Origin of the sequence: Nocardiopsis deserti (assembly GCF_008638355.1) — a bacterium.
Lineage (GTDB): Bacteria > Actinomycetota > Actinomycetes > Streptosporangiales > Streptosporangiaceae > Nocardiopsis > Nocardiopsis alborubida.
Genome location: NZ_VWVS01000044.1, coordinates 1 through 5521, shown reverse-complemented (window position 1 = coordinate 5521; position 5521 = coordinate 1). Strand labels below are relative to the sequence as shown.

The 5521-nt window shown below is 70.3% G+C and carries 1 protein-coding gene and 1 pseudogene; both read right to left on the bottom strand.

What is annotated here, in order from left to right; genetic code table 11:
* Window positions 1-4222 (bottom strand): type I polyketide synthase (locus FYW99_RS33025; protein ID WP_317847026.1); only part of this gene is annotated, 4222 nt, incomplete at its 3' end.
* 57 nt (window positions 4223-4279) lie between these two features.
* Window positions 4280-5227: pseudogene (locus FYW99_RS33165) on the bottom strand (acyltransferase domain-containing protein); the annotation flags it as partial.
* Window positions 5228-5521 lie beyond the last annotated feature (294 nt).

Below are 5521 nucleotides of genomic sequence, written 5' to 3'. Positions count from 1 at the left end.
CCGGAAACACGAACACCGTCCGACCCGCACCACGGCTCGTGCCCCACACCACCTGAGCAGCGGGCTCACCACGGGTGAGCGCGTCCAGACCATCCACCAACTCGGACAGGTCCTGGCCGATGACCACAGCCCGGTGGTCGAACACCGCACGCGTGGACACCAACGCCCGACCCACACCCGCCAGAGAGAACTCCGCGTCCGCCCCGTGCTCACGCACGAAACCCGCCAGACGCGCGGCCTGCCCACGCAACGCCGCCTCACCCCTCGCCGACACCGGCCACGCCACAACGGCGTCCTCCGGGTCCTCCTCCGTCACCACACCGGACACGGACTCCACCGCCGGAGCCTGCTCCAACACCACGTGCGCGTTGGTGCCGCTCACACCGAACGACGACACCGCCGCACGACGCGGACGATCGACCTCAGGCCAGTCGACTCCCTCCATCAGCAGTTCGACCGCACCCGCCTCCCAGTCCACCTTGCGCGTGGGCTCGTCCACGTGGAGCGTCCGCGGCAGGTGACCGTGACGCATGGCCATGACCATCTTGATCACGCCCGCCGCACCCGCCGCGGCCTGCGTGTGCCCGATGTTCGACTTCACGGAGCCCAACCACAGCGGGCGGTCCTCCGCACGTCCCTGCCCGTAGGTGGCGAGCAACGCCTGCGCCTCGATCGGGTCCCCCAACCGGGTCCCCGTCCCGTGCGCCTCCACCGCGTCCACATCACCCGGACCCAGCTTCGCGTTCGCCAACGCCTGCCGGATCACCCGCTGCTGCGAGGGACCGTTCGGCGCGGTCAGACCGTTACTCGCACCGTCCTGGTTCACCGCAGAACCACGCATCACCGCCAGCACCGGATGCCCGTTGCGCTGGGCGTCGGACAACCTCTCCAGCAGGACCAGGCCCACGCCCTCACCCCAACCGGTGCCGTCCGTACCTTCGGCGAAGGACCGGCACCGGCCGTCGGGGGACAGGCCACGCTGCCTGCTGAACTCCACGAAGGTGTTCGGGGTGGCCATCAACGCGACGCCACCGGCCAGAGCCAGACTGCTCTCCCCCTGCCGCAGCGACTGGGCCGCCAGGTGCATCGCGGTCAGTGCCGACGAGCATGCCGTGTCCACCGTGACCGCGGGCCCCTCCAACCCGAACGTGTACGACACCCGACCCGACGCGACACTCGTCGTGTTGCCGGTGAGCAGGTAGCCCTCGAAGCCGTCGGGCGCGCGGTGCAGCCGAGACGCGTAGTCGTCGTACATGACACCCGCGAACACACCGGTGTCGCTCCCCTTCAGGGAGGTGGGGTCGATCCCGGCACGCTCGAACGCCTCCCACGCGGTGTGCAGCAGCAGCCGCTGCTGCGGGTCGGTGGCCATGGCCTCACGCGGGCTGATCCCGAAGAACTCGGCGTCGAAGTGGTCGGCGTCGTGCAGGAACCCGCCGTGGCGCGTGTAGCTCGTCCCCGTGTGGTCCGGGTCCGGGTGGTACAGCTCCTCCAGGTTCCAGCCACGGTTGGTCGGGAACTCCGAGACCGCGTCGCGGCCCTCCACGACCAGCCGCCACAGGTCCTCGGGTGAGCGAACGCCGCCGGGGAACCGGCAGCTCATCGCCACGATCGCGATCGGCTCGTCGTCGTTTCCGGTGGACGCCGCCACGAGGGCGGATGACGCGGCGGCGGCCGTCGTCCCCGTCAACTCGGTGAGAAGGTGATCGACCAGAGCGGCCGGGGTCGGGTAGTCGAAGACGAGGGTCGCGGGCAGCCGCAGCCCCGTCTCGCGGTTGATCCGGTTACGGAGCTCGACCGCCGTCAGCGAGTCGAAGCCCAGATCACGGAAGGCGCGGTCCACGTCGATCGACGCGTCACCACCGTGCCCGAGCACGGCACCGGTGTTCGAGCGCACCAGTTCCACCAGTACCGCGTGCCGCTCCTCCTCCGGCATCGTGCCCAGACGCCGTGCCCAGGTCTGATCAGCCGTGTCCGCGGACGCGGCCGATCGGCGGGGAGCGCGGACCAAGCCCTGGAACAGCCTGGGCAACGCCCCCACGCCAGCCAGGTTCCGGAGCGCGGCGGTGTTCAGCCGAGCGGGGACCAGGACGGGATGTTCGGTGGCCAGGGCCGCGTCGAACAGGGCCAGCCCCTCCGCGTTGGACATGGGAGCCACGCCGGTCCGTGCCATACGGGCGATGTCGGCGTCGCTGAGGTGTCCGGTCATCCCGCTCGACTCGGCCCACAGGCCCCAGGCAAGCGAGGTCGCGGGGAGGCCCTCGGCGTCGCGGGACTCCGCGAGGGCGTCCAGGTACGCGTTCGCGGCCGTGTAGTTGGCCTGCCCCGCGTTGCCCATGGTCGCCGTGACCGAGGAGAACAACACGAACGCGGACAGGTCCAGGTCCCGGGTCAGCTCGTGCAGGTTCCACGCCGCGTCCACCTTCGGACGCAACACCGAACCCATCTGCTCAGGGGTCAGCGCGGTGAACGTGGCGTCATCCAGGACACCCGCGCAGTGCACCACCCCCGTGAGCGGATACTCCTCGGGAACCTCACCCAACAGAGCAGCCAGCGCGTCCCGGTCGGCCGCATCGCACGCGGCGATCCGCACCCGAGCACCCAACCCGGTGAGCTCGGCCTCCAGCTCCGCCGCACCCTCGCTCTCCATCCCGCGACGGCTGGTCAGCACCAGGCTGCGCACCCCGTGCCCCACCACCAGATGACGCGCCACCAAGCCGCCCAGCGTCCCGGTTCCACCCGTCACCACCACGGTCCCGGTCTCATGGAAGAGTGCGGGTTGGCTCTCGGTGCCGCTCACTCGGGCCAGACGGGGCACCAGGGCTCCCCCACCGCGCAGGGCGATCTGAGGTTCCCCCGTCGCGAGCACCGCGGGCACGGCGACGGACCCACCGTCGGTGTCAGTGTCAGTGTCCACGAGCACGATCCGGTCCGGATTCTCCGTCTGGGCCGTGCGGATCAGACCCCACACCGCCGCCTGTGCCAGATCGGGCCCGCCCTCCCCCGGCATGGCGGAGGTCGCGCCCCGGGTGAGGACCACCAGCCGCGAGTCGGCGAACCGCTCGTCCGACAGGAATCCCTGTACGGCGCGAAGAGTCGCGTCAACGGTCGCGCGCACGGACCCGGGGGCCGGGTCCCCGTCCCCGGCACAGCGCAGCACCACGGCTTCCGGTACCTCGGAGTCCGGTGCCACCGTGTCAAGATCCTGGTGGACGACGGCATCGTCTGTCTCGGACAGGGCGGTCGGGGTCCACACCACGTGGTAGAGCGAGTCGCGCGCGTCCTGCCCCCTGGGCGAGAGCTGTTCGGGCGACACGGCCCGCAGTACCAGGGAGTCGAGCGAGATCACGGGCGCGCCGGTCGTGTCGGTCGCCAGAACGGACACGGTCTCCGTGCCCGAGAACGTGAGCCGCACCCGGAGTTCCGATGCTCCCACGGCGTGCAGCCGCGCGCCGGACCAGGCGAAGGGCAGCCTCGGCCGGGCCCCGTCCGAGCCGTGGTCATCCGGCAGGAGGGGGTGGAGCACGGCGTCGAAGAGGGCCGGGTGCAGCCCGAACAGGTCGGCGTCCGCCTCCTGATCCGCGTCGAGCCGCACTTCCGCGTAGATGTCCGCACCATCGCGCCACACCGCGCGGACCCCTTGGAAGGCGGATCCGTACTCGTAGCCCTGGCCGTTCAGCCGTGTGTAGAGGTCGCTGGTCGGGACGGCGAGGGCTCCGGCGGGCGGCCACGTACCATCCGTACCGGGCGGAACGGAGGGTTCTCCGGGCGCGAGGGTGCCGGTGGCGTGCCGTGTCCATTCGGCCCCGTCACCGTCCGGAAGGGAGTGGACGGCGATCTCCCGCGTTCCGTCGACCGTTGGGGAGCCGACCGACAGTTGCAGCCGGACACCACCGTTCTCGGGTAGAACAAGGGGGGATTCGAGGGTGAGGTCGATGATCTGGTCACAGCCGACCTGTTCGCCCGCGTGCAACGCCAGTTCCACGAACGCCGTCCCCGGCAACAGCACGGTGCCCATCACCGCGTGGTCGGCCAGCCACGGATGCGTCGCCAACGACAACCGCCCGGTGAGAATCAGACCGTTCCCGTCCGCCAGCGGAACGGACGCGCCCAGGAGGGGATGGTCGGACGTGGCCAGCCCGAGTCCGAGAGCGCTTCCGCCCACGACCGGTGCGTCCAGCCAGTACCGCTCGCGCTGGAAGGCGTAGGTCGGTAGATCCACGGCCTCAGCAGGAACCGTGGAACGCTCAGGGAACCAGTCCGGAGACAGACCCGCGGTGAACGCGCCCGCCAACGCCGTCAACCACTGACGCACACCACCCTGATCACGACGCAACGTCCCCAAAGCCGCAACCACCGGCGCCCCCGCCACCGCCTCAGCGGTATCCCCGACCGCGGTCGTCAACACCGGATGCGGACTGCACTCCACGAACGCGTGATGCCCCGACTCCACCAGAGCCGACACCGCAGAGGAGAACCCCACCGGACTCGCCAGATTCGCGTACCAGTACTCCGCGCCCAACTCCGGGCCCTCAACGAAGCCACCCGTCACCGTGGACAGGAACGGAACCTCCGCCGAGCCGGGCCGGACCGAACCCAACCGGTCCAGGATCTCCTCCCGCAACACCCGCACATGCGGCGAATGCGAAGCGTAATCCACCGGGATCACCCGCGCCCGCACCCCCTCGCCCTCACACTCACGGACGAACCGGTGCACCTGGTCACGGTCACCCGCCACCACCGTCGCACCCGGACCATTCACCGTCGCCACATGCACATCGTCAAAACCACTGCCCTGCGAGATCCGTTCCGCCACCTCCCGCTCCGGCAGCGGAATCGACGCCATCGCTCCCGTCCCCGCCAAACGACGCAACGCGTCCGCACGCAACGCCACCACCCGCGCCGCGTCCTCCAACGACAACACCCCACTGATATGAGCCGCCGCGATCTCCCCCTGCGAATGACCCACCACAGCATCCGGGCGCACCCCGTGGTGCTCCCACAACCGAGCCAACGACACCATCACCGCGAACAACGCGGGCTGGACCACCTCCACCCGATCCAACCCCGGAGCCCCCTCGGCCCCGGACAACACCTCCACCAGATCCCAACCCGTGAAGGGCGCCAACGCCCGACCACACGCCCGCACATGCTCACGAAACACCGCCGAAGAACCCATCAGCTCAACGGCCATGCCCTCCCACTGCGAACCCTGACCCGGAAACACGAACACCGTCCGACCCGGAGCCTGGGACACACCCCGGGCCACGTCCGGGGAAACCTCTCCCCCGGCCAACGCCTCCAGACCCGACACCAGCTCGGACAGGTCCTCACCGACCACCACCGCACGGTGGTCGAACACCGCACGCGTGGACACCAACGCCCGACCCACACCCGCCAGAGAGAACCCCTCGTCCTCTCCGTGCTCACGCACGAAACCCGCCAGACGCGCGGCCTGCCCACGCAACGCCGCCTCACCCCTCGCCGACACCGGCCACGCCACAGCACCGGAGTCAGAGGT